The following is a 23,678-nucleotide window of genomic DNA, read 5'->3' as shown; positions in this document are numbered from 1 at the left end:
AACTGAAAAGGGCATTGCCATGACAAAGACATCTGCGGTGGAATTGGTTGTGGTGCCGTGCCTGCGCGATAACTATGCCTTTTTGATCCATAACGCTGAGACGGATGAGACAGCGTTGGTTGATGCGCCCGAGGCTGAGCCCATTCAGGCAGAGCTGAATGCGCGCGGTTGGACGCTGACCGATATTTTGATCACCCACCATCACAACGATCATATTGATGGTGTTGATGCCCTGCGCGGTGACGCCCGTGTCATAGGCGCAGAAGCAGATGCGCACCGCCTGCCTGATCTGGACCTTGCCGTTACGGAAGGCAATCAGATTACCGTCTGCGGACAGCAAACTGAGGTTTTTGATGTGTCTGGCCACACGGTTGGTCATATTGCTTTTCATATGCCCGCTGCACAGCTTGTTTTTACGGCTGATAGCCTGATGGCGCTGGGCTGCGGACGCCTGTTTGAAGGAACGCCTGCGCAAATGTGGGACAGTCTGCAAAAGCTGCGCGCCTTACCTGATGATACGCTGGTTTGTTCTGGCCATGAATATACAGCGGCCAATGCGCGTTTCGCCGCATCCCTTGACCCGGACAATTCAGACCTTATCTCTCGTATCAAGCGGATTGAAATGGCGCGCGCAGCTGGGCAGCTAACGGTCCCATCCACATTGACCGAAGAGAAGCGCACGAACCCGTTTTTGCGCGCTGATGTTCCCGAATTCAAAGCCGCCATTGATATGAGTGACGCATCAGCTGTGGATGTGTTCACTTACACACGGGCGCAAAAAGACAAGTTTTGACCACGATTGTGTGAAAGCATGGTGAAAAGCGGGTCAATTTCTTAGCATCACGCGTTTTGTGATGCCAAATACGAAAAAAGTTCTTGAAGGTTGGCAAATAAAACCAAACCTTAAGGGTAAGAGGCCACGGTTGGGTCACGCCAGCCCCCGATATGAAGGAGCACACGACGTGCCATCATTTTCGACCACACTTGAGCAGTCCATTCACGGCGCCTTGGCGCTGGCCAATGAACGCAAACATGAACTTGCCACGCTGGAACACCTGCTACTGGCATTGATTGATGAACCAGATGCCGCCCGCGTGATGCGGGCGTGTTCGGTGAACCTTGATGATCTGCGCAAGGATCTGGAAGGTTTCATCGAAGATGATCTGTCCACACTAATTACGGATGTCGAAGGATCCGAAGCTGTTCCAACAGCCGCTTTTCAGCGCGTTATTCAACGTGCCGCGATCCACGTGCAATCCTCTGGTCGTAGCGAAGTGACCGGTGCGAATGTGCTGGTCGCCATCTTTGCCGAACGTGAAAGCAATGCGGCTTACTTCCTGCAAGAGCAGGATATGACCCGCTATGATGCGGTGAATTTTATCGCCCATGGCGTCGCCAAAGACCCCGCCTTTGGTGAGGCGCGTCCTGTCACCGGCTCGACCGAAGAGGGTGAAACGATTGCCCCCGGTGAGGCGGATGAAAAAGAAAGCGCGCTTGCAAAATACTGCGTTGATCTGAATGCAAAGGCCACCAAGGGCGATGTTGATCCTTTGATCGGCCGCGCGCATGAGGTGGAACGCTGCATTCAGGTGCTTTGCCGTCGCCGCAAAAATAACCCACTGTTGGTGGGTGATCCCGGCGTTGGTAAAACCGCAATTGCCGAAGGTCTGGCGTTCAAGATCGTGAACGGTGAAACGCCAGAGGTGCTGTCGAAAGCGACGATCTATTCTCTGGATATGGGCGCATTGCTGGCCGGAACACGCTACCGCGGTGATTTTGAGGAACGTCTGAAGGCCGTGATGACCGAGATGGAAGAGCATCCTGATGCGGTATTATTCATTGACGAAATTCATACGGTGATCGGTGCTGGTGCGACCTCTGGCGGTGCGATGGATGCGTCCAACTTGCTGAAACCTGCGTTGCAGGGTGGCAAGCTGCGTTGCATGGGGTCGACCACTTACAAGGAGTTCCGCCAGCACTTTGAAAAGGACCGTGCGTTATCACGCCGATTCCAGAAGATTGACGTGACAGAACCGTCTGTCCCTGACTCGATCAAGATTTTGCAGGGTCTGAAGCCTTATTTTGAAGAGCATCACAGCATCAAATACACGGCTGACGCGATCAAAACGGCTGTAGAACTGTCGGCGCGTTATATCAACGACCGTAAACTGCCTGACAAGGCGATTGACGTGATTGATGAGGCGGGTGCCGCCCAGCATCTGGTCGCTGAAAGCAAACGTCGTAAGACAATCGGTGCCAAAGAGATCGAGAATGTCGTGGCGAAGATTGCGCGCATTCCACCCAAGAACGTGTCGAAAGATGATGCCGAGGTTCTCAAAGACCTAGAAAAGTCACTGAAACGCGTTGTGTTTGGTCAGGATACGGCGATTGAAGCGCTGTCATCTGCGATCAAACTGGCGCGCGCTGGCTTGCGCGAACCTGAAAAACCAATTGGTAACTACCTTTTCGCAGGGCCAACCGGTGTGGGTAAAACCGAAGTTGCGAAACAACTGGCGGATACGCTGGGTGTGGAACTGATGCGCTTTGACATGTCCGAATATATGGAAAAGCACGCGGTATCGCGTTTGATTGGCGCCCCTCCCGGCTATGTCGGGTTTGACCAAGGCGGTATGCTGACCGATGGTGTCGATCAGAACCCGCATTGCGTGTTGCTGCTGGACGAGATGGAAAAAGCGCACCCTGACGTCTACAACATTCTGTTGCAGGTCATGGATCACGGTAAGCTGACTGATCACAACGGGCGGACCACTGATTTCCGTAATGTGATCATCATCATGACATCCAATGCAGGTGCGGCTGAAATGTCGAAGAACGCCATGGGCTTTGGCCGCGAAGCACGGACTGGTGAAGACACCGCTGCAATCGAGCGGACATTCACACCTGAGTTCCGCAACCGTCTGGATGCCATTATCAGCTTTGGCGCGTTGCCGAAACCAGTGATCATGCAGGTGGTCGAAAAGTTTGTGCTGCAACTTGAGGCGCAGTTGATGGACCGCAATGTGCATATTGAATTGACCAATGCCGCAGCTGAATGGCTGGCTGACAAAGGATACGATGCGAAAATGGGTGCGCGTCCGCTGGGCCGTGTCATTCAGGAACACATCAAGAAACCGCTGGCCGAAGAACTGCTGTTTGGCAAACTGGTTAAAGGCGGGATCGTCAAGGTCGGCGTCAAGAAGGGTGAATTGGACCTGAAATATGAGGCACCAGCCCAAGGCCGGATTGCCGGGGGCGGGGATAAGCCGCCGCTGCTGACTGCGGACTAGATATCGCTCAGACAAAAGAAAAGCCCGCTGCTTAAATCAAGCAGCGGGCTTTTTCGTTTTCGCTTTGGGCGATGTTCACATGCCCCAGGTCAGCAATACCAAACTAAGGATCAAGCCAGGCACGATCAGTTTCATCGGCCAGACCAATGCAGGCACGCCGAAGGTAAAAATGGCCAATCCCCAAAGGGCGACAACGGCAAGGATCGTAAGAACAATTTTTGCTTCTGTACTGACCGGGAAAAAGTACCCGCGCCATTCTGCAGCGGTTTCTTTCGCGGTATTGATCATGGATTGGGCGGGGACTTGGTCAATCAAAGACATCTGACATTCCTTATGTTTTGACAGAGATAGGGTGCGGAATGCCCCTGCGCAGAGGACGGATTGCCGCACCGGCAGCATAAGCGGCGCAGCTGACCTATTTCTGTCGCCGGCGGAGGGCTGGTAACGCGTAGGGGACCGCCTTTTGGTACGCGGAAAAGCGGTCGCCATAGCGTTTGGCGAACCTGCGTTCTTTTAATCGTGGTGCCAGTAAACAATAGGCCGTCAATGTAGTTGCAAGGGCCAGTTGGTCAGGTGTCCAAACCGGAACTGTCCAAAGTGTCAGCGCAAAGGCGACATAGATCGGTTGCCGGATCAGTCGGAACAAACCGGTGGTCGGCATATCGGGGAAAACGGGTTTGATGTTTTGTGCGAGTGACATCCAGCCAAGCGCGCCAGATTGCACCTCAGCACCCGCATCATAGCTGGCCTTGATCAAAAGCGCCCAAGACACGGCATAAAGTATGCAGATGATAAAGAATGCAGCTCCTTCGGCTTGCCACCAAATGATCCCGCTGGGTGTCCAAAGTGCAAACAGCAACAAAAGCTGGATAGACGCAATAATCGCATAGGTCGTGGTGGAAAGTGTCCCGCTATATGCAGCGGGGCCAAGTTTGCGCAATATCACCGACCCGCGCGCGCTGAGCAAAGCAGAGTGCATGAGCGGGAATTGCGCGATCAGCAGCGCGTTGGCCAGATAGCTCCATGGGGCAGGCAAGCGCCCAAGGCTTTCGCTCATCCCAAAAAACATCGCGGTGATCATGGCAATGACAGCCGCAGCAAAGATCAGGTGGCATATGAAGCCATAGAGCAAAGCGATCGTAATGCGTTTTCGCCCCGGCGGTGGCCTTAAAGTGCCAAGCGCGAGTGTCAGTAGACGCCTGAAGGGGGATGGTGACGTGTTATGCATAAATCGCAGGTAGGTCAGTGAAAACAAAAAGCGATAGGGTCTGCATATTCGTCGCAGGTTGCCTTAAGTAGGGATGCCTCTATCTCACAGGTATGACCAAGACGCCCCAACTTACCCCAGCCCACGTTAGCGACATTATTCAGATGGCGCTATCTGATCACGTCAGTTTTCAGGATATTCGCCGCGAATACGGCGTTGCCGAAAAGGACGTCAAAGCGTTGATGCGGGACAATCTGAAACCCGGCAGTTACCGCGCGTGGCGCAAACGTGTACGCGATTTTGGGGATCGGCGGGAAAACTATAAATGACAGATAATCGTAACTTGCCGCGCGAACTTGCCGTACCATCGGGCCGCATGTCCCGGTTTACCCGTCTGGGCACGATGACGGCCGGGGTTGCGGGCAATATGGCGGTCAACGGCCTGAGCCAATTGGCCCAAGGCCAGCGTCCTGCCATGCGTGATCTGCTGATGACGCCACAGAATATCACGCGGGTGACTGAAAAGCTGGCGCAGATGCGCGGTGCCGCGATGAAAATCGGACAGTTGATGTCCATGGACACGGGTGAATTTCTGCCGCCAGAGCTGGCACAGATCATGGCGCGGCTGCGTGATGACGCGCATATTATGCCGCCTGCCCAGTTGAAAAAGGTGCTGAATGCGAATTGGCCGGATGGCTGGTTGGGGCAGTTTGCGAAGTTTGATGTGCGCCCCATCGCAGCAGCGTCCATCGGTCAGGTGCATCGTGCGCGGCTGAAGGATGGGACGGATCTGGCGATCAAGGTGCAATACCCCGGTGTGGCCCAAAGCATCGACAGTGATGTGGCGAATGTAGAAGCCTTGTTACGAATGTCGGGACTATTGCCAAAAGGGTTTGAACTGGCCCCCTATCTGGAAGAGGCGCGCAAGCAGCTGCATTTAGAGACTGATTATGCGCATGAGGGTGAAAACCTTGCGCGATTTGGCCAGTTGTTGGCGGATGCGCCCGCATTCACAGTGCCTACCCACTTTCCAGATTGGAGCACTCGCGAAGTTCTTGCCATGTCGTTCGTCGAGGGTACGCCAATAGAGGCAGCCTTTGCGCAGCCAAAGGCAGAGCGCGACCGGGTGGCTGATGCTTTGATTGGACTGACGTTGCGTGAATTATTCGATGACGGGTTGATGCAGACCGACCCGAATTTTGCCAACTATCGGTATGATCCGGCGACTGGTAAGATTATATTGCTGGATTTCGGGGCGACCCGTGTGCTTGATCCGAAGGTGGTTGATCAATATCGGCGTTTGCTGGCAGCCGGGTTGGCTGATGATCAAACGGCGATAGCTGCCATTGCTGAAGAGATTGGTTTTGTTGCACGCGATACCGCACCCCATCACCACACCGCGATCATGGATATGATGGGTATGGCCTTTGATGCGCTGCGCAAAGATGCCCCTTTTGATTTTACCGACAAAGTATTGCCGCGCGCGATGCAAGAGGCTGGCATGGCGCTGGCAGAAGATGGTTTTGTCCCGCCCCCGCTACCGATTGACGTTTTACTTTTGCAGCGCAAGTTTGGGGGCATGTTTCTGCTGGCCAGCCAACTTGGCGCACAAATTGATTTGCGCGGGTATCTTATGCGGTATGTCGGCGCCTAGCGCTCTGTCAGTTTCAGCTCGATCCGGCGGTTTTGGGCCCGGGCCTCTGCCGTGTTCAGCGGGTTGAGAGGCTGGAACTCACCAAAGCCATTCGCCGCCAGCCTGCGCGGATCAATCCCCAAGTCTTCGGACATGAACCGCACCACGGATAATGCGCGCGCCTGGCTAAGTTCCCAGTTATCGGCAAAACGGCTGTTACTGCCAATAGGGACGTTATCGGTGTGACCATCAACGCGGATCACCCAGTCGATCCCTTCGGGGATATCGGCAGCGATACTGCGAAGGATATCGGCGATATTGGCGATTTCAGCTTCGCCAGCGGGCGATAGGGTCGCACTGCCGGGTTGAAACAAAACCTCGGAGTTAAAGATGAAACGGTCGCCTTCGACCCGGATGCGGTCTTGACCTTCCAGGATTTGGCGCAACTCACCAAAGAAGGTGGATTTGAAGCGCGCAAGGTCCTCTGCTTCTGCGGCAAGGCGTTCTGCTTCGGCCTCTAGTCTGATCCGCTCTGCCTCTTCCAAAGTGCGGCGTTGGCGTTCTTCTGATACGACCCTTGCAAGGGCGGTGTTCAACTGTGCGCCTAGCGTTTCGATTTGCACCTGCGCCTCGCGGTCAGCTTCTTCGGCAAGGTTCAGCAGTGATTGCAGGCTGCTGACTTGGGTGCGCAGTTCGGTGATTTGTTCGTTCAGCAAGGTTACCTGACGCTGGCTTTCGGCGGACAATGCCTCTTGCGCGGCCAATTCTTCATTCGCAAGAGCAAGCAACGCGGCTTGCGCGGCAGCTTCTTGATTATCCTCGTTCAGGGTTCCGCGCAGGGCTTCCAGCTCTGCCTGTGCCGCGCGCGCGGCTGCCAATAGCGTCAAGGTATCTTCCGCCTCTTGCCGCTGGCGTTCCAAGTTCAGCGTCATCGCGGTTAACTCGGTATCTGCATTGGCAAGCCGTTCGCGCAACGCCTCTGCCGCGGCGGCGCTTGTGATTTGGTCAGCTTCGAGTTCTGTAATACGGGCCGTTTGTGTGTCGTTTTCAGTCTCTAGGTCGGTGACCAAGGCTTCCAGCGCCTCGCGCCTTGCGGCGGCAAGACGTGCAGCTTCAACGCCTTCGTCAATCTCGGTGCGCGCTTGCGCCAACGCGAGGTTCAACGCCTCTTGCTCTGTTAAGAGCTGTTCTTGCTCGGCCTCCAAACTGGCGATATTCGCGCGTGCATCGTTGCGTTCACTCAGCAATCCGGCGACTTGCGCCTCAAACTGGGTGATCTCGCTTTGCGCTTGCGACAACGCCTGATCCTGCGCTTCGCGTTCCGCGATCAGCGCGGCGATCCTGCCGGCCTGTTGTGTGGCTTCGGCATTGGCTGTTTCCAGATCAGATGTGAGTGCTGCGTTTGTATCCCGCTCCAGCCCAAGCGTCGCTGTCAGTGCCGCCACTTCGTCACTCAGCGCGTCCAGCTGTGTTTCTTGTCCGGTGATCTGCTGGCGCAGTACGAATTGGATAACCATAAAGATCGTCAACACAAACATCAGCACCAGCAAAAGGCCGGTCATCGCATCCACAAAACCCGGCCAGATCGCGTTTTGAAAGCGGTTTGATGATCTGCGGCTCAGCGCCATGGATCAGCCTCTGCCTTTGATCGCGTTTGTCAGGTTGGCGATCTCATTGCGCAGATCGCTGACGCTTTCCTGACGACCGGCGGACATTTCTTCCAAAATGCGCAGTAGTTGCACGTCGATGGATCGCAAACGCATCCGGCTTTCTGCATCGATCCCATCCATGCCGTTTTCGTCCATCTTCTGGATCAGCGCTTCTTGGCCAATGGCCACGCGTTCTAACACGTTCGTATTGGTGTTTGTTGCCGACGCTTGCGCCAGTTTTTCGATGGCGGTGGCGAGCGATGCAAAGCGCCTATCATTTTCTTCGCGATCAGCGTCGGTCTGGCCCATTTGCATTTGGATGGTGTCCATCAATTCGCCCAACTGGTCGACAAAGGGGCCCATCGCGCTGAGGTCAGCGCCGCCGCTGCCTTCTTCGCCGTCAATGCCGACGCGTGTGATCGTGGACAACCATTCTTCCAATTCACGGTAGAAACGGTTCTGGCCATGGCCTGCGAAAAGTTCAAGAAGGCCAACAATCAGTGATCCAGCAAGACCCATGAGCGAGCTTGAGAATGCCGTGCCCATGCCGCCTAACTGTGCTTCCAGCCCGGACTGGAGGCGGGCAAAGATATCTGCGCCGCTTTCGCCTTCGCCGGGATTTAGGGAACGGATGGTTTCGACCAAGGCAGGTACAGTCGTGGCAAGGCCATAAAACGTACCCAAAAGGCCAAGGAAAATCAAAACGTTGCCGATATAGCGTGTGATTTCGCGGTCTTCGTCGATCCGCTGCGCGACTGAATCGAGGATCGACCGCCCGGAACTGGATGAGACTTGTGTGCGTGCGCCCCGTGACCGCAGTAGCGTTGCTAGTGGCGCGAGCAATGATGGTGCTGTGCTATACGAATGCCCGCCCGCATCTTGCGCGAACCGTTCGATCCAGCGCACAGAGTTCATTAGCAGGAAGACCTGATTAAAGCAGGACAAGACGCCCAGTACAAAGACCCCAAGGATCACCCCATTGAGGTAGATGTTCGATTGGTAGATCGCTGTGATCTGCTCTAGCCCAAGATAAAAACCAGCGCTGACAAGGCCAAGCACGATCAGCATGAATAGAAGCTGACGGAGAGGCTGTGAAAATTGCGGCTGTGCCTTGGGTTCCCGTTTATCCGACAAAGGAGGGAGTCCTCATATTGTGTGATTGTTCTGCTCGCATAACACCATATGGGCGGATGTGCGCAAACCCAAACAAAATCGGGGTGGCTTTATGTTGCTGTCAAAGCACGCACGCGGGTGGCAAGCCATTCCATGTCAGCGTCTTTGATCCCAAGTTCGGTCAGATGGGCCGCTGTGTTGAACAGATATTCCGTGTTCGGTCCGCGCCCACCGACCGCCTGCGCGATGATTTGCGCCTGTTTTTCCAGATCGAATTGGCAGTATTGCACGTGATCGCGATTGATGATGTAGGCCAGCGCCGGGATCTTTTCGCCGTCATCGCTGACCAGTTCGACTGTGTCTTCGTAATAGGCAGATGAAATCAACTCGCGCGCCCGAAGTTCTTCGTGCACTTGATCGGCGTCTTTGTCGGCTATTTGAAAAGCGACACCGGTGCATTGTCCGCCTGCTTGCGCGTCAAGCGCAAGAACAAGCCCCGGGTCTTCTTCGGAACCTCGGTGGTGGATTGAGAGCATGCAAAAGCTACGGTGATAGTCGTGCAACCGCGCCTTGACCTGCCGGACGGGTGTGAAACCGGGGTTCCACAACAATGATCCATATCCAAATACCCAAAACGCCATGTTCAGACCCCTGTCTTGCAGGGGTCATAAACACTGAATTGCGTCAAACGGAAAGGGGTTTAACCGACCCGCATCATATCGCCAAAGATCGCGTTTGTATGTTCCTGCAGATAAATCCGCAGCCAAGGCGTATATTGGGCCGGGTGTCGTGCCACGTCTGCTGACAGATCGTAGAAGTCGACCCAACGGGTGTTCATGACCTCTTCGGGGTTTGGAGCAATCTGTAGATCATTGGGCGCGTCAGCCACATAGACCTGCACAACCTCATGTTCGATAAGCCCACCACCGACATCGGCGCGATACTCGATCTGGTCACGGTGTGATGGGTACAGGCCTTTGATCCCAAGCTCTTCGTTCAGACGGCGCACAGCGCAATCAGTAGGGTCTTCGTCCCATTCGGGGTGCGTGCAACACGTGTTCGCCCAAAGCCCGGGCGTATGATATTTGTCCATCGCCCGCTGTTGGATCAGCACACGCCCGCGGTTCATCACAAAGACGCTGACTGCCTTGTGTTTCAGTCCACGCAAATGCGCGTCCAGCTTTTCCACCGGTTTCAGCGTGCCGTTTTCCCAGGCCGGGATCATGATCGTCATGTGCGCAAAGGCGAGACCAGTCGCGTCAGATGCGCAAGGTTCTTGATGCCGATTTTCAGGTGTGCCATGGGCCGTGCCTTTACCAATTTCTTGTTCATATAGGCCTCAAACGTCAGCTTTTGCACGTCGACATCATGACACAGGGACACGAACCGCTCGCGCCGTTCGTCACTGCGGTAATAGGCGTTTTGCATTGCGCCCAGAACCCGGAAAACCTGTTTATGTTCGCGCATGAAAAGTTTACGGGCCAGTTGCAGGTCTTTCGCCCGTCCCGTTGAAAGGCACGCAGCGGCAGCCGTGGCCGCAACGCGTCCTCCAACCATCGCGTAATAGATGCCTTCGCCGGATGAGGGGGCGACGACACCTGCCGCATCACCTGCCAGCACGACATCGCTGCCATTGTCCCAACAGTCGAGCGGTTTGAGAGGAATGGGTGCGCCTTCCTTGCGGATCGTCTTGCAATCGGTAAGGCCAGAGGCAGCGCGCAGGTCTGCTGTTGCCTGTTTGACATCGACCGATTTGATCATTGACCCCATGCCAACGCTGGCTTGCCCGCCATGGGGAAAGACCCAGCCATAGAAATCAGGCGAGATTTTACCGTCATAGACGACATCGCAGCGCGCGGGATCATAGCTTGGTGTTGGTTCGGGCGCTTCGATAATCTCGTGATAGGCGATCACATAGGGGATTTTGTCCCCGTCTTTGACCTCTGCCCGCGCCACGTTTGATCGTGCGCCATCCGCGCCGATGACCAGTTTGGTATCCAGCTTCATCTCGTTCCCGCTGATCTTGTCGCGGTAGATGACATGCGTGCCGTCCGCGTCCCGCTCGATCTTGGTGAAGGTGCCGGTGTAGCGATGCGCGCCGGCGTCCTTTGCACGCTTGCGCAGGAATTCGTCAAAGTGTTCGCGATCCACCATGCCGACGAAGCCATTCTCAATCGGGATATCAACATGCCTGCCAGTGGGCGAGATCATACGCGCGGTGTTCACCTTGGCCACGATCTGTTCGTCTGGAATAAAGAAATCCTCGATCAAGCGGGGGGGTACGGCGCCGCCGCAAGGTTTGATCCGCCCATCCCGGTCGATGAACGCAACTTTGTGACCAGACCGCGCGAGGTCTTCGGCGGCGGTGGCCCCGGATGGGCCTGCGCCCACGACAACAACATCATATTGCATTTTCATTCTCCCGGAACGAGGGTGGCGGACGGCATTTTGCGGTCCATGATTTTGGCGGCCATAGCGGTGGCTGCGATAAAGAGGGCGGCTTCGGCGATGAAGACGGACCCGAAGGCTTGGGTGTCGGTCATTGTGGTGCGCAACACGTCGACCATGGCGGCACCGACCAGCCCGCCAAAGCCTGCGGCGATAGCCTGAGCAGCACCCCAAAGACCCATGCGCGTGCCTTCGCGGCGCTCGGCCCCTTCGGCAGCCAGTGCCATCATTGATCCTATGGCAGCGACAGCGAACATGCCGTTGAAAAAGCCCAGAAAGACGACCGCAGGGACAAGTGGGGCGCTTGGCCCGATGGGCCCAAGGAAGGTGATCAGGATCAGCGCACAAGCAGACCCTACACAGCCCGTCATAACCCAGTTGCGCAATGCACCAATCTTGAAACCAGTGGCAAGGATGCCAACGGCGAGCATGCCGATAAAGACGCCACCGTTCTGCGCACCCGATAGCGATGTGGATTGTCCCGGTGTGAAACCGAAGACAAGGCCGGCATAGGGTTCAAGGATCAGTTCTTGCATGAAATAGGCGGTCATCGACAGGAAAACGAAGATAGTAAAGTTGCGCGCTTTGCGTTCGGACCAGACCTCGCGCAGCCCATCCATGAAGGGTGTTGGGTCAGGTTCGCGTACAGCGATCAGATTACGTTCAATGCGCCAAACAGCAAGGCAGGTGATCAACACGGCGATCGTGACGACGATGCCGACAATCTTAAGCAAAAGAGCAGGCGTATAGGGATCAATGAATTGCCCTACAATCCCGGCGGTCATTGCGATCCCGAAGATCATCATCAGCCATGTGATTGTTGCCGCAGCAGCGCGACGATGCGGTGCTGTGGTTGTTGCAAGAAGGGCCAGCAGTGACGTGCCCGATGCGCCAACGCCTAAGCCGATCAATGTATAAGCGATGATCGAAATCGTGAGGCCAAGCGCAAAGGATTGTGCGAATGCCACCACGCCGTAAGCGGCCAAGAATGCGCCCAATGCCAATGTAAACATTCCGCCGATGATCCACCGCGTGCGGTGTCCGCCGGTGTCTGAATAGAACCCCCAATGCGGGCGTGTCAGTTGGATGCCATAGTGCAGGCCAACCAACAGGCCGGGTAGGATGGCGGGTAACGACAGTTCTACAACCATTAACCGGTTTAGCGTCGACGTTGTCAGAACCACAATCGCGCCCAATGCCATTTGCACAAAGCCTAGCCGGACAATTTGGAACCATGAAAGTGTCATCTCAGCCTCCGATCCCGCGCAGGGCAACGGCAGCAATCATCATGCCGCTGATGTAGAAAAGAATGCCCATGCCCTGATACCAAGGCGTCTTGCCTTCGGGGTCGCGCAGCAGCACGCGCATCGCACCCAGTTGCACGGCCAGCATCGCCATGACGCCCAGCGCAAAACCGGGTTTGTCCCAATAGGTCAGCAGGCCAATCACGATGGCTTGCGGTATGGCCATAATCCAGCAGGCAACGCGTGCCGCGCGATCAGGGCCAAGTGTGACAGGCAGGGACCGCAGGCCAGTGGCCCGGTCGCCTTCGATCGCTTTGAAATCGTTGAGTGTCATGATCCCATGCGCGCCAAGACCATAGAGAACGGCGATCAGAATGACTTGCGGGTTGGGTGCAGCTGCCGCAACGACGGCGGCACCCGTGATCCAAGGCAGTGTTTCATATGCAAGGCCGCAAAGCCCCGGACCCCACCAGCCAGATTTTTTCGCGCGGATCGGTTCAGCGGAGTATGCCCATGCTGCAGCAACGGCAAGAATTGTCGCACCAAAGCCCCAAGGGCCCAACTGATAGCCAACGACCAGCCCAAGAACTGTCATCGCCAGCGCAATATAAAGCCCCCAGCGCCCCGGAATACGTCCTGATGGAATCGGGCGGTCAGGTTCATTGATGGCATCCACATGCCGGTCGCACCAGTCGTTTGCTGCTTGTGACATTCCGCAGACGATCGGCCCGGCAAGAACGATGCCAAGAATGACTAAAAACCAATGATCAGAGGGGCTTGCGCCAGATGATACGACCCCGCACAAGTAAGCCCACATCGGTGGAAACCATGTCACGGGTTTGATCAAACGCAGCATCGCGCGTGGCTCTGGCCAGCGGCGTGCCGTCTCGCTAATCTGTAAATCTGACGTGACACTCATATTGTCAGTTTAAAGTGACATACCTGTTCTGGGCAAGTGTAAAGGTGTGTTGACACTGTGCCATCTTGTCACTCTGGCAAAGTGCTACGGCAACGCGCCGATGCGTTGTCTGATCAAATCCTCTAACCAAGTGATTTTCATCGAATTGTTCCGTTAAGCCTGCTTTCACTTCCGCTGTTTTAAGCCCGTTCTGGGTGAAGACATGAGGTAGTAGTATGACCGTAGGATCAAACGCACCAACGATTATTAAACGCAAGAAAGTCATAGCAGGCGGTGGCCATCACGGCGGGGCCTGGAAGGTGGCTTATGCTGATTTTGTTACGGCGATGATGGCGTTTTTCATGCTGATGTGGCTGTTGAACGCCACAACTGAACAGCAGCGCAAAGGCCTTGCTGACTATTTCGCCCCTACGATCCCCATTAACCGCGTGTCTGGCGGCGGTTCGGGTGCATTTGGCGGTGACAATATCTTTACGGAACAAACGCTGGCTCAAAGCGGGACAGGCATCAGTCAGCCGACAATCGGTATGGACCCGGTGCAAAGCGAAACCGATGCAGAGGCCGCTGCAGCCGTGGCCGCACAGGTTGCTGCCTTGCGCGATATCGAGGCTGTGCTGATGGGGCAGGGCGGCGAAAGCATGCTGTCAGATCAGGCGCTGCGGCACATCATTACGCGGCTTACGGACGAAGGTCTTGTGATTGAGATTTATGATCTGCCCGAGGTCACGCTTTTTGTGGATGATACTACCGTGCCAAACCCGGTGACTGCGGAAATTGCAACTATCATGGCGCGCATGTTTACCACAGTCAGCAACGACGTGGCCGTCAAAGGACACCTAAGCGCGAAATCACCACTGCAAATTGATAACCCGGTTTGGGAACTGTCGACCGGGCGCGCTGTGCAAATGCGGCTGATGTTGCAAAGTGGTGGCCTTGATCCGATGCGGATCGTGCGCCAGTCCGGTGCGGGTGATCGCGAACCTGCCGTGCGTGATGCGACAGCGCCGCGCAATAATCGGATTGAGGTGATCTTGCTGCGATCTGACATCTGAATACAGATTACTCGAATTTTAGACATTAGGGGGGCGTTAAGGCTGAGGGTTTAGGTGGTTGTGAAACTTAGTGTCATCTCTGATGCAGAAAGGCTCAACCATATGACGATTTCCTCTTCTTTGAACGCGAGTGTTGCGGGCTTGGCGGCAAATGCGACGCGGCTTGCAACGATCTCTGACAATATCTCGAATTCTTCTACGTATGGTTATAAGCGGGCTGTGACGGATTTTCAGTCGATGGTGATCGAAAGTGGGCAAGGCACCTATTCTGCCGGGGGCGTCCGCACCACGACATCGCGTTTAATTGATGAACGTGGGGCGTTGGTGTCGACATCGAACCCAACAGACCTGGCTGTGCGCGGGCGTGGGATGCTGCCTGTGACATCAGAAACATCTGTTACGGTTGATAACGGGGATAATCCGCTGTTTCTAACAACAACGGGGTCATTCCGCCCAGACGCGCAAGGGTATTTGCGATCACCCGGGGGGTTGGTCCTATTGGGCGTGCCTGCGGCGGCGGATGGCACAATCCCCAACTATCCAAGGGATTCGATTGACGGGTTGGTGCCCGTGCAGATCAACGCCAACCAGTTCGCCGGCGAAGCAACGACGCGGGTCGACCTGTCAGTGAATTTGCCCGCAACCTCCACGCGGGAAGGGGCTTCTGGCGAAAGTGAGTCGCTGTCGGTTGAGTATTTTGACAATCTTGGCGCTTCTTCAAACCTAAGCTTTACTTTCACGCCAACTGTGCCGGCAAATGGCGCATCCAATGAATGGACAATGGAAATCAGGGATAGTGAATCTGACGTTGATGCAGACGGGATCCCCGACGTTGTTGGTGAATACACTTTGACATTTGATGCCACGCGCGGCGGTGGCGGTACATTGGCGAATGTGGATTTCGCCGACCCTGCCGCACCTGTTGGTGGTGCCTATGATCCGATTACAGGTGCGCTTAGCATCAATGTGGACGGCGGACCGATGGAGATCAACATTGGCGAATTGGGCAGTTCTATTGGCCTGACGCAGCTATCTGATGCATTCGCTCCGGTATCAATTTCCAAGAACGGGACGCCTGTGGGCAGTCTGACCTCGATTGAAGTTGATCAAAACGGCTTTGTGCGGGCTTCTTTTGATATTGGGATCAACCGGGTGCTGTATCAAATCCCGCTGGTTGATGTTCCAAACGTCAACGGGCTCGAAACACTTGATCAACAAAGCTATCGCGTGACCCCTGATAGTGGTTCCTTCTTTCTTTGGGATGCCGGTGATGGACCAACGGGCGATATTGTTGGCTTTGCACGTGAAGAATCCGCAACGGATGTTGCAGGTGAACTGACGGAATTGATTCAAACACAGCGGGCCTATTCTTCGAACGCCAAGGTGATCCAGACTGTTGACGAGATGCTGCAAGAGACCACCAACATTAAACGCTGATCCTGACTGGAGTAGACTGATATGAGTATGTCCAGCGCACTGAATAATGCTGTTACCGGCCTGACTGCCACGTCGCGGATGGCAGAGGTGGTCTCTTCTAACCTGTCGAATGCGCTGACAGAGGGATATGGCCGTCGCGGGGTTGAACTGTCGTCTGTGCAGGTTGGTGGCCGCGGTGGCGGTGTGCGCGTTGATAGCATTAATCGCTTTGTTGATGCTGGTCTGTTGGCGGACCGGCGGTTGGCTGACGCCGCGCTTAGCGGGCAGGAACGCAGCGTCGATCTTGTGATGCGACTAGAGCAAGCCATCGGTGGACCAGATGATGCAGCGGGTCTTGGTGCACGGCTAGCAGAATTTGAGCGCGCCTTGATCGCAGCCGGTAGTGACCCCGCATCGGAACTTCGACTTGCATCGGTTGTAGCGCGGCTTGAGGGTGTAGCGGGTACGTTGAAAGCCAATACCGCCAGTGTCCAGGCGTTGCGTCAGGATGCAGATGTCGCGATTGCACGCGATATTGATGTGCTGAATGGTGCGCTTCAGCAGGTCGATGCCCTCAACAAAGATATTTTGCGGATCAGCGGTTCAGGGGATGATCCATCTGCGCTGTTGGATGCACGGCAACGTGCGGTCGACCAGATCGCTGGAATCGTGCCTGTGCGTGAGATGCCCCGCGATAATGGCAGCATTGGCTTGATGACGACAAGCGGGACAACGCTTTTGGATTCAAGACCGCGGGAGTTTGGCTTTCAAAATACACTGACCATCACTGCCGATATGACTTTGGCAAGTGGTGCATTGGGCGCGATTAAGTTAGATGGCGTTGCATTGGATCTCGCAACAGGGGTTGGGCGTCTTGATGGGGGCACACTGGGGGCTGCCTTTGTGCTGCGCGACCAAACACTTGTACAAGCGCAAAGCGCATTGGACGGGATTACAGCCGATCTGGTTGCGCGCTTTCAGGATAGTACAAATGACCCATCACTAATGCCTGGCGATATCGGACTTTTGACGGATCAGGGTAATCCGCTGGATCTTTCGGACTTATCGGGTCTGGCGGGTCGCATTTCGGTGAATCCTGCCATTGTTCCCGCGCAGGGTGGCAATCTTGCATTGCTGCGTGACGGGTTAAACGCCACCACCCCCGGCCCGACTGGCGATGCGGCACAGATCAACCGTTGGATTGCAGCATTGGATACACCACGCATGGATGTGCCGGGTGCGACGCTCGCATCTGCATCGGGCCGCATCGCAGCATATGTGTCAGAGGTAGGCACCACGCGACTGATGGCTCAGGAACAGCTGAGTTTTACGACCGCCAGATGGGAAACCTTGCGCGAGGCCGAACTCGCGGACGGTATTGATACAGATGTGGAGCTGCAAAGGTTGCTGCAAATTGAGCAGGCCTACGCGGCCAATGCAAAGGTTATTCAAACGGTCGATTTCATGATGCAAAGACTGATGGAGCTATAAATGACTGTAGTCTCAATAGGTGATATGGCGCGGCAATTCACGTCTTTGCGTGATGGGAGCGCGATTAAATCAGAGTTGTTTGAACTTGCTGAAAGCCTTAGCTCCGGTAAGGTCGCTGATCTAACCAAAAGCTTGAACGGTGATACGGCACGGTTTTCCGGGGTTCAATATAGTTTGACGCAACTGGATGGGTATCTTCAGGTCGCGTCCGAGACAGAACAGACCCTCGGCAATATCCAGATTATCCTTAATAAAGTCGATAACACGCGGGCGCGGACGGTCGAAAGCCTGCTGCTGGTCAATGAGAGCAGTACGACAGCGCAAGTCGACGAAGCCGCACGTGCATCGCAAAGCAGTTTCGAAGAAATGGTCACAGCACTGAACACTCGAATTGCCGACCGCGCGTTGATGAGCGGGAATAGCGTGAATACAACACCTTTGGTCGCCGCTGACGATATGCTGGCCGGTTTGCAAACCGCAATTGGGGCTTCCCTTGACCCGGCGACGATTATTGCGACGGTTGATACGTGGTTCAATGATCCCGCTGGGGGGTTCGCCGCAACCGGCTATCAGGGTGATACTGGCGGTCCCATCGAACGGCGGGTGACCGAAGATCAATCAATCCGTATCGATGCGCGCGCTGATGATCCTGCTGTTAAGCAGGTATTGCAAGGTGCAGCGCTTGCGGCCCTTGCCGATATGCTGCCGGGACTGGATCGCGCGGCTAAGGTTGATCTGCTCACAAATGCAGCGTCCCAGCTTTATGGCTCTGCGAGCAGTCTGGTTGCTGTCCAGGCGCGCGTTGGCTTCGCTGAAAACAGTGTGGCCCGCGCGCAGACCGAGACTGGCGCGCAGCAAACGACACTGCGACAGGTTGCCAATGACCTCTCTCTGGCTGATCCATTTGAAACTGCATCGCGTCTTCAGGCGCAGCAGACACAGTTAGAGACATTTTTCAGTTTGACCGCACGACTATCACAACTCAGCCTGCTGAGGTTTATTTAAATGCGACTTTTACAGTCCCTGTGTCTTTTCGTTGCTTTGCTGCTGCCGAATTTGACGGCGGCAAATCCCGTACGGATCAAAGATCTGGTTGAGTTTGATGGCGTCAGGTCAAATGATCTGGTTGGTTATGGGCTTGTTGTGGGACTGAATGGGACTGGCGATGGCTTGCGCAATTCGCCGTTCACTGAAGATATCCTTGGCAATGTGTTGGAACGACTGGGCGTCAACGTGACAGGGGAACAGTTTCGCCCCAATAACGTTGCGGCCGTTCTGGTGACAGGTGAACTGCCTCCCTTTGCCCGGGCCGGTAGCGCGCTGGATATCACAGTATCAGCCATAGGAGATGCAGATAGCCTGCTGGGTGGGACATTGATCATGACCCCCATGAAAGCCGCTGATGGTGATATTTACGCAGTGGCTCAAGGAACGATTATTGCCGGTGGCGCGTCCGCTGCGGGTGATGGCGCCGCTGTTATTCAGGGCGTGCCCACGGCGGGGGTTATCCCATCTGGTGCGACAATAGAACGAGAGATCACCTTTGATTTCTCTAGCCTGCACACCATACGCATGGCGCTGCGCACGCCAGATTTTACGACTGCTGATCGGATTGAACGGGCAATAAATGCTGAATTTTCTGGCGCTGTCGCTGTGATGCTTGATGCAGGTACGGTTGAGCTAAGCATTCCTGCCACAAAAATGCGCTCTCCTGCGCATGCGCTGGTACGTGTCGAAAACATCATGGTCCAACCTGAACGACGCGCCCGCGTTGTTGTTGATCAGCGCTCAGGGACAATTGTCATGGGGGAAGATGTGCGGATCAGCCGGGTTGCTGTCAGTCAGGGAAACTTGACTTTGCGTATCCAAGAAGCGCCGCTCGTTGCCCAGCCTAATCCCTTCGCTGAGGGTGAAACGGTGATTGTCCCAAGAACTGATGTCGATGTCATCGAGGAGCCTGGTATTGGCCTTGCGGAAGTTGACGGCGGAACATCGTTGAGCGAGGTTGTCGCTGGTCTGAACGCGCTTGGTGTTGCGCCGCGCGATATGATCGACATCCTCAAAAGTATCAAAGCAAGCGGTGCATTACATGCCGAGTTCATTGTGCGCTAACTGCCTATGTGGACTTGCACATAATGATAAACCATAGCGGACTAGCGGCTGATATTTGGCTAAGCTTGCGCTATCCGGTCAAGTCGACGGGTAATCAAAAACAATTGGTTAAGATGTTGCGCGTTTTGCGCGGTCAAGCATATATTTCGTCACTTTGTGCCGCCACCGAGATGCCTTGCCTATTGGTCATTCCAAGAGGACAAAGCGATATAGCTTGATGGCTTGATGGCTTGATGGCTTGATGGTGCAACGCGAAGATTAAACAGACCGCAAAGTTCATGATTTCAGCGTAATTTGTTAGCAGTGGCAGTCAATGCCAGGCCGGCGAAGTTATGTGCCGTAGCCTTGGACCAGACTTGTGGCGATCAGTGTCCAGCCGTCCGCCACAACAAAGAAGGCCAGTTTGAAGGGCAATGAAACAATCGCGGGCGGCACCATCATCATGCCCATCGACATCAAAACTGCAGCAACAACCAGATCAATGATCAAAAACGGCATAAAAATAAGAAAGCCAACCTGAAATGCGCGCTCCATCTCGCTAAGTAAGAATGAGGGAACAACAATAGAAAGTGGTGCATCAGATGCAGGTCCATTGCCGCTCACGTCTGGTCGTAAATCGGCCAAAGCTGTAAACGTATCGGGGTCAATGCGGGTCAGCATGAAAACTTGCAACGGCTCTATCGTGCGAACAAAACCCTCTTCCAGCGCGATTTGGCCTTGGATTAATGGGTCGATCCCATTGGACCATGCTTCACGAAAGACGGGTTCCATAACAAAATATGTTAAAAAAAGTGCGAGACTCACAATCAGCATGTTTGGCGGTGACTGTTGCAAGCCGATCGCCTGCCGCAGGATGGCAAACACCGTAATGATAAAGGGAAAGCAGGTCACCATGATTGCAATGCCTGGCACAAGGCTGAGCACCGTAATCAGAATGAGAAGTTGAATAGACCGCGTCGCCAATGAACCGTCGTCGTCAAAGGTGATTGAAACCTCTTGCGCGATGGCCGGCCCGGAGAGCGCCACCATCAGGACCGCCGCGATGATCAGCGCGCGTCGCATCCTAGGACAGATCACCCTTGTCATGGGCGACTTCGGTCAACCGAACGGCCAGTTGCCCTGGTTCAGCGCCATCGGCTTCTTGCAATTCACCACGCGCGATCAACCGGTCACCAATATAGATTTCAACGGGGTCCTCTATCTTACTATCAAGTGGCAGAATCGCGTTTTCAGAGAGCTGCAGCAAATCGCGCACCAACGGCCGCGCTTTGCCTACCGTCACCGAAATTTCGATCGGGATGTTGTGAAGCGGATGCGACTTGTCACTCTGCTCAATAGAATTATCCATGCGTTTCGCTCCTTGGTTGAATGAGGTCGATTGACGATATGATCGCCTTGATATCGGCAAGCAATTGGTCGCAGTCGATGTGAAGGGTGCCTGCCTCATATTGGATCCAGGCAGCGTTCAGTTGCACCGCCTCGTCAGCGACGACATTGGCGTCTAGCGGCGCTGATGCGATGGCCGCTGATACCGCTTCATGGTTGTCGGGATGGATGCGTAGGGTGAATTGTCCAGCCGCATCATTTGTGGCGGCATCCAGCAAAAGTGTCACGATCTGATCTGCAAAACCATCAGCGATATATTGCGGAAAGATCTTATAGGCCAAAGTGGTCAGAAGTGGCCCCATGGCCTGCGTGATCTCACCGCGGGCCTCCTCATATTTGAACTGCAGATCTGCGACGCTTTGGACCATCTCTTGTGTCAGCGTGGCTTGCGCCGCCTGTGCGGCGACAAGACCCGCGGCGTGGCCTTCGGTAAAGCCCTGTGCGAACCCCTCATCTGGCTTTTCTGCCAACAAGGAGTCGCTTTCAAATGACTCGAGTTTGACTTGTGCCATAACTTAGGAACTTGCCTTTGCAGTCGGTTCTTCAATCCAGTTTTGCAGGACCTGAAGTGTCTCTGGTTCCCGATCTGCAATGATGCGTTTAAGGCGCGCAACAGGATCATCATCCGCGTCCATACCCAGAAGGCCGTTATCGATGAAATCACCTAGCGCGTTGTCATCCATGGCCATTGCCATAGGCGGGCTAATGTCGATAGGTTCTGCTTGTTCCTCAATACTTAACTGTGCCGCGCTGGCACCGCTGGACGCCAGTATAGGGCGCACAACAAATAGTCCTAAAATAAGGGCGACAGCAGCCAAAACACCAATCTGGATTAGTTGCATCATATCAAGAGGAAGCGATGCAGCAGGTCCTGTCGCAGCGGTGCCAACGGGTTCAAAAGGTTCAAATGGCATTGATCGAAGCGTCAGAACATCGCCACGATCCACGTCTAATCCAACGGCAGACGCGACCAAGTCTTCAAGGGCCGCCAGTTCACCTTCCGTCCGCGGTGTGGTTGTGGTTGTGCCATCCGCTGCGGTGTCAACCAAATCATTCACCAAAACCGCCACAGTAAGCCGTCTGATTGCACCGGGTGCTTTGGTGAGCTGACGTTCTGTTTGCGACACTTCGTAATTGGTCAGCGTGCGGCTTTCGCTGTTTTCATTGCTGGCACTGCCGCTGCGTGCACCTGCGTCACCGTCTGGCAGATTTGAGGCCACTGTGACATCGCCACCCCGACTGTCGGTCGAGTTGCCTGAACTTTCTGTGACGTCCGTGCTGATCGCAATACGGCTATCGGGATCGACACGCCTTTCAGTGATCATTTCGGTTTCCAATACTTGATCGACCGAAACCTCAACCACAGCATTGCCTACCCCAACGCGGGCCGCCAAAAGCCGTTCTGCCCGCTTTCGCAGGTTTTCAGCGTGATTGTCACCATTCATGCCAGCACTGTTTGTATCTGCTTCGGACAGCAGCCCCCCTTCATCGTCAATGACGGCCACATCTGCAGGTGACAGACCTGGCACCGCAGCGCCGATCAGAAACTGCAACGCCTTAAGATGCTGGGTCGACAGCGTCGTCCCGGCCATTGTGACGGTCACAGCTGCGGTTTGGCTTTGTGCAGCTTGAAACGGGCGCTGGGACGGGGTTGAGATGTGCACCCGTGCTGCGCGAATATGTGGGCTGGCCACGATGGTACGCGCGAGCTCCCCTTCCTTGGCGCGCCAGTAGGCAGCGTCAAACATCTGCGCTGTCGTGCTGAACCCGGATAGCGAATCAAGCAATTCGTACCCTTGGCTGCCGGTCGCAGGCAGCCCCTGTCCGGCAAGGGCCATACGTAGCCCATCGCGCTGTACGGTGGGTACATAAATCGCATTTCCTCTGACCTCATAGGCGACGCCTTGTTGATCCAGTGCTGTCACAACATCACCCGCTGCCCGTGGCTCTAACCCGCCGAACAAAAGCGACATATCCTTTGTGCCAGCGCCACGCGCCAGCAGAAGTACGGCCATAAATACGACGCCTGTCACAACGATCAATATGATCCGGCGCTGTATACTTAACGCTGACCAGACCTTGCCAAGGTTTTCCAAGTTGGGTTCTCCATCCGAAAGGCGTTCTGCCTGTATTCTTTGTTTGCCCCATGAGGCTTAACAATCGGTTAGGGCTTTTCGGTTTATTCAATAAAAAATGAAATTCACCGGAGAGCCGTGATGACTGCAGATGCTGATGTTGCCGAAGATGCGCCGCGTAAAGCGTCAAAACTGCCTTTGGTTTTTGGGTTTGTTCTTGCCATTCTCGGTGCGGGTGGTGGGTTTTATGCTGTCCAATCCGGTGTCTTAAGCGGATCAGACAGTAGCGATGCAGCCGAAAAAGAATCCGCGTCTGAAACATCCAACACAGAATTGGATGTGGCTTTTGTTGCCATTGATCCGCTTGTCATTTCGTTGCCGGGGCAGGGCGGGCGCGATCATTTGCGTTTTGCCGCACAGCTTGAAGTGCGTCCTGATCATGCCGCTGAAGTTGAGGCGATTAGGCCGCGCATTGTTGATGTGCTTAACGGGTATCTGCGTGCGATTGACATCGCCTCGCTTGAGGACCCGGCGACATTGCCGCGTCTGCGCGCGCAGATGTTGCGGCGCATTCAGGTTGTTACGGGCCCGGGGCGGGTTGATGACATCCTGATCATGGAATTTGTACTGAGCTAGAAAGGCACCT

Annotated in this window: 23 protein-coding genes; 10 read left to right on the top strand and 13 right to left on the bottom strand. The window is 54.9% G+C overall.

Annotated features, from left to right (window positions below):
- Positions 1 to 19: 19 nt before the first annotated feature.
- Both gloB and clpA read left to right on the top strand, forming a co-directional pair.
- Positions 20 to 793: a hydroxyacylglutathione hydrolase gene (gene gloB / locus RCCS2_RS04860; RefSeq protein WP_008231891.1), complete on the top strand. Its 774-nt coding sequence runs from the start codon at positions 20 to 22 to the stop codon at positions 791 to 793.
- Positions 794 to 962: 169 nt separating this feature from the next.
- A complete protein-coding gene (clpA, locus tag RCCS2_RS04855) occupies positions 963 to 3,287 on the top strand; it encodes an ATP-dependent Clp protease ATP-binding subunit ClpA (protein WP_037293199.1) in 2,325 nt (774 codons plus the stop codon).
- A gap of 75 nt (positions 3,288 to 3,362) precedes the next feature.
- Here the strand turns inward: clpA and RCCS2_RS04850 are convergent, their stop codons facing one another.
- Together RCCS2_RS04850 and RCCS2_RS04845 are read right to left on the bottom strand one after the other, a co-directional pair.
- Complete coding sequence (locus RCCS2_RS04850) at positions 3,363 to 3,608, bottom strand: hypothetical protein (RefSeq protein WP_008231886.1); 246 nt, start codon at positions 3,606 to 3,608, stop codon at positions 3,363 to 3,365.
- 94 nt (positions 3,609 to 3,702) lie between these two features.
- Positions 3,703 to 4,515: a methyltransferase family protein gene (locus tag RCCS2_RS04845; RefSeq protein WP_037293533.1), complete on the bottom strand. Its 813-nt coding sequence runs from the start codon at positions 4,513 to 4,515 to the stop codon at positions 3,703 to 3,705.
- 92 nt (positions 4,516 to 4,607) lie between these two features.
- Here RCCS2_RS04845 and RCCS2_RS04840 point away from each other — a divergent pair, with 92 nt between their 5' ends.
- Complete coding sequence (locus RCCS2_RS04840) at positions 4,608 to 4,823, top strand: DUF2805 domain-containing protein (protein ID WP_008231882.1); 216 nt, start codon at positions 4,608 to 4,610, stop codon at positions 4,821 to 4,823.
- Positions 4,820 to 6,148 (top strand): ABC1 kinase family protein, encoded by a 1,329-nt coding sequence (locus RCCS2_RS04835; protein WP_008231880.1) that lies wholly within the window; start codon positions 4,820 to 4,822, stop codon positions 6,146 to 6,148. Before RCCS2_RS04840 ends, RCCS2_RS04835 begins: the two co-directional genes overlap by 4 nt.
- Here the strand turns inward: RCCS2_RS04835 and RCCS2_RS04830 are convergent.
- The 7 genes from RCCS2_RS04830 to chlG all read right to left on the bottom strand — a co-directional run bounded on the left by RCCS2_RS04830 (position 6,145) and on the right by chlG (position 13,500).
- Positions 6,145 to 7,755: a peptidoglycan -binding protein gene (locus RCCS2_RS04830; protein WP_008231879.1), complete on the bottom strand. Its 1,611-nt coding sequence runs from the start codon at positions 7,753 to 7,755 to the stop codon at positions 6,145 to 6,147. The two genes, RCCS2_RS04835 and RCCS2_RS04830, sit on opposite strands and share 4 nt — an antisense overlap.
- A gap of 3 nt (positions 7,756 to 7,758) precedes the next feature.
- Positions 7,759 to 8,844 carry a hypothetical protein gene (locus tag RCCS2_RS04825; protein WP_008231878.1) on the bottom strand — a complete coding sequence of 362 codons (1,086 nt, stop codon included), beginning with the start codon at positions 8,842 to 8,844 and terminating at the stop codon, positions 7,759 to 7,761.
- A 155-nt stretch (positions 8,845 to 8,999) separates the two neighbouring features.
- Complete coding sequence (locus RCCS2_RS04820; RefSeq protein WP_008231877.1) at positions 9,000 to 9,530, bottom strand: gamma-glutamylcyclotransferase; 531 nt, start codon at positions 9,528 to 9,530, stop codon at positions 9,000 to 9,002.
- Between the two features lie 59 nt (positions 9,531 to 9,589).
- The gene (gene idi / locus RCCS2_RS04815; protein WP_008231876.1) at positions 9,590 to 10,123 is read right to left on the bottom strand and encodes an isopentenyl-diphosphate Delta-isomerase; all 534 of its coding nucleotides are present in this window, start codon (positions 10,121 to 10,123) and stop codon (positions 9,590 to 9,592) included.
- Positions 10,120 to 11,301 (bottom strand): geranylgeranyl diphosphate reductase, encoded by a 1,182-nt coding sequence (locus RCCS2_RS04810; protein WP_037293531.1) that lies wholly within the window; start codon positions 11,299 to 11,301, stop codon positions 10,120 to 10,122. The genes idi and RCCS2_RS04810 overlap by 4 nt, the downstream gene beginning before the upstream one ends.
- A 2-nt stretch (positions 11,302 to 11,303) precedes the next feature.
- Positions 11,304 to 12,584, bottom strand: a complete 1,281-nt coding sequence (locus RCCS2_RS04805; protein ID WP_008231874.1) for a BCD family MFS transporter — start codon at positions 12,582 to 12,584, stop codon at positions 11,304 to 11,306.
- A 1-nt stretch (position 12,585) separates the two neighbouring features.
- Positions 12,586 to 13,500, bottom strand: a complete 915-nt coding sequence (gene chlG / locus RCCS2_RS04800; RefSeq protein ID WP_008231873.1) for a chlorophyll synthase ChlG — start codon at positions 13,498 to 13,500, stop codon at positions 12,586 to 12,588.
- A 215-nt stretch (positions 13,501 to 13,715) separates the two neighbouring features.
- Here chlG and RCCS2_RS04795 point away from each other — a divergent pair, with 215 nt between their 5' ends.
- From RCCS2_RS04795 to RCCS2_RS04775, 5 genes are all read left to right on the top strand, one after another.
- Entirely contained in the window at positions 13,716 to 14,552 is an 837-nt protein-coding gene (locus tag RCCS2_RS04795; RefSeq protein WP_008231871.1) for a flagellar motor protein MotB, read from the top strand.
- 102 nt (positions 14,553 to 14,654) lie between these two features.
- The gene (locus RCCS2_RS04790; RefSeq protein WP_008231869.1) at positions 14,655 to 15,989 is read left to right on the top strand and encodes a flagellar hook protein FlgE; all 1,335 of its coding nucleotides are present in this window, start codon (positions 14,655 to 14,657) and stop codon (positions 15,987 to 15,989) included.
- A 21-nt stretch (positions 15,990 to 16,010) separates the two neighbouring features.
- Complete coding sequence (gene flgK, locus RCCS2_RS04785; RefSeq protein WP_037293197.1) at positions 16,011 to 17,459, top strand: flagellar hook-associated protein FlgK; 1,449 nt, start codon at positions 16,011 to 16,013, stop codon at positions 17,457 to 17,459.
- The gene (locus RCCS2_RS04780; protein ID WP_232204230.1) at positions 17,460 to 18,464 is read left to right on the top strand and encodes a flagellin; all 1,005 of its coding nucleotides are present in this window, start codon (positions 17,460 to 17,462) and stop codon (positions 18,462 to 18,464) included.
- Positions 18,465 to 19,571 (top strand): flagellar basal body P-ring protein FlgI, encoded by a 1,107-nt coding sequence (locus RCCS2_RS04775; protein WP_008231863.1) that lies wholly within the window; start codon positions 18,465 to 18,467, stop codon positions 19,569 to 19,571.
- A gap of 330 nt (positions 19,572 to 19,901) precedes the next feature.
- On the opposite strand, the gene fliP is transcribed toward RCCS2_RS04775, so the two are convergent.
- From fliP to fliF, 4 genes are read right to left on the bottom strand one after another with little or no spacing between them, the layout of a single operon-like run.
- Positions 19,902 to 20,633: a flagellar type III secretion system pore protein FliP gene (gene fliP, locus RCCS2_RS04770; protein WP_008231855.1), complete on the bottom strand. Its 732-nt coding sequence runs from the start codon at positions 20,631 to 20,633 to the stop codon at positions 19,902 to 19,904.
- 1 nt (position 20,634) lies between these two features.
- Positions 20,635 to 20,919: a FliM/FliN family flagellar motor switch protein gene (locus RCCS2_RS04765; RefSeq protein WP_008231853.1), complete on the bottom strand. Its 285-nt coding sequence runs from the start codon at positions 20,917 to 20,919 to the stop codon at positions 20,635 to 20,637.
- Entirely contained in the window at positions 20,912 to 21,469 is a 558-nt protein-coding gene (locus tag RCCS2_RS04760; RefSeq protein ID WP_008231851.1) for a FliH/SctL family protein, read from the bottom strand. Before RCCS2_RS04760 ends, RCCS2_RS04765 begins: the two co-directional genes overlap by 8 nt.
- 3 nt (positions 21,470 to 21,472) lie before the next feature.
- Complete coding sequence (fliF, locus tag RCCS2_RS04755; RefSeq protein WP_008231850.1) at positions 21,473 to 23,053, bottom strand: flagellar basal-body MS-ring/collar protein FliF; 1,581 nt, start codon at positions 23,051 to 23,053, stop codon at positions 21,473 to 21,475.
- Between the two features lie 120 nt (positions 23,054 to 23,173).
- On the opposite strand from fliF, the gene RCCS2_RS04750 reads away from it, so the two are divergent.
- On the top strand, positions 23,174 to 23,668 hold the full coding sequence (locus RCCS2_RS04750; protein ID WP_008231848.1) for a flagellar basal body-associated FliL family protein: 495 nt from the start codon (positions 23,174 to 23,176) through the stop codon (positions 23,666 to 23,668).
- The last annotated feature ends 10 nt before the right edge of the window (positions 23,669 to 23,678 follow it).

The organism is Roseobacter sp. CCS2, assembly GCF_000169435.1.
GTDB lineage: Bacteria > Pseudomonadota > Alphaproteobacteria > Rhodobacterales > Rhodobacteraceae > Yoonia.
Note: the sequence above shows the minus strand (reverse complement) of the source record. Positions and strands in the feature narration are given on the sequence as shown.